This is a genomic window from Streptomyces sp. NPDC054841 (assembly GCF_053611045.1).
Genome location: NZ_JBSGZO010000924.1, coordinates 1 through 1171 on the forward strand (window position 1 = coordinate 1; position 1171 = coordinate 1171).

Sequence of the window (1171 nt, forward strand, 5' to 3'; positions counted from 1 at the left end):
GAGACCGGGACCGGCATACCCGCAACCCAGGCCGCAGGACGCGAGGTGCCCGGTCTGGTCCTGGACCTCGACGCCACGCTGATCACCTGCCACTCCCAGAAGGAGCAGGCCGCCCCCACCTACAAGAGCGGCTTCGGCTTCCACCCTCTGGTGTGCTTCCTCGCCAACACCGGCGAGGGTATGTCCGGGCTGCTGCGGCCCGGCAACGCCGGAGCCAACACCGCCGCCGATCACATCACGGTCCTCGACCAGGCCCTCGCCCAGATCCCCGACGCCCACCGTCACGGCGTCGACATTCTGATCCGCGCCGACAGCGCCGGATCCGCGAAAGCCTTCCTCGCCCACGTCCGAGACCTGCGGACGCAGGGAATCCGTGCCTTCTTCTCGGTCGGATACGCGGTCACCGAGCCCGTTCGCCGCGCGGTCCGGGCCCTGCCCGAGCAGGTCTGGCATCCCGCCCTGGAGCAGGAGGGGACCCTGCGCGCCGGGGCCGAGGTCGCCGAACTGACCGGCATGGTCGACCTGAACGGCTACCCGGCCGGCACCCGCATCATCGTCCGGCGGGAACGTCCGCACCCCGGCGCCCAGCTGTCCCTGTTCGACCAGGACGAGGGCCTGCGGCACCAGGTGTTCCTCACCGACACCCCGTTCACCAGCGGCTCTGCCCAGTTCCTCGAAGTCCGCCACCGCGGACACGCCACCGTCGAGGACCACATCCGGATGGGCAAGACCACCGGCTTCGGCCGCTTCCCCTCCCGCCACTTCGCTATCAACACGGCCTGGCTCGAACTCAGCCTCGCGGCAATCGATCTCCTGACCTGGACACGCGTCCTGCTGCTGGACGGCGAGCTGGCCACCGCCGAACCCAAGAAGCTCCGCTACCGACTGCTGCACGTCGCCGCCCGTCTCACCCGAGGCGGCCGCCGCCTGCGCTTGCGGATCTCCGCAACCTGGCCCTGGAGAAACGAGCTGGTCACGGCCTTCCACCGCCTCGCAGCACTGCCCCGCCCAGCCGGCTGACCCGCCGCCCCTCTGACCGCCCTCGACCCGAAAGACCTCGGAGAACCCGACCACCGCGCCGGGCCCCTTGCATGCCCGCGAAACATAGACGCGTCAGACACCCAACAGTTGACGATCACAACGCCTCGCCACCGCAACCGAAACAGCGAGG

At 69.9% G+C, this 1171-nt stretch carries 1 protein-coding gene; it reads left to right on the top strand.

The features are described 5' to 3' along the window. Positions 1 to 1020 (top strand): IS1380 family transposase (locus ACWGI8_RS44465; protein WP_453669347.1); only part of this gene is annotated, 1020 nt, incomplete at its 5' end. Positions 1021 to 1171: the final 151 nt, after the last annotated feature.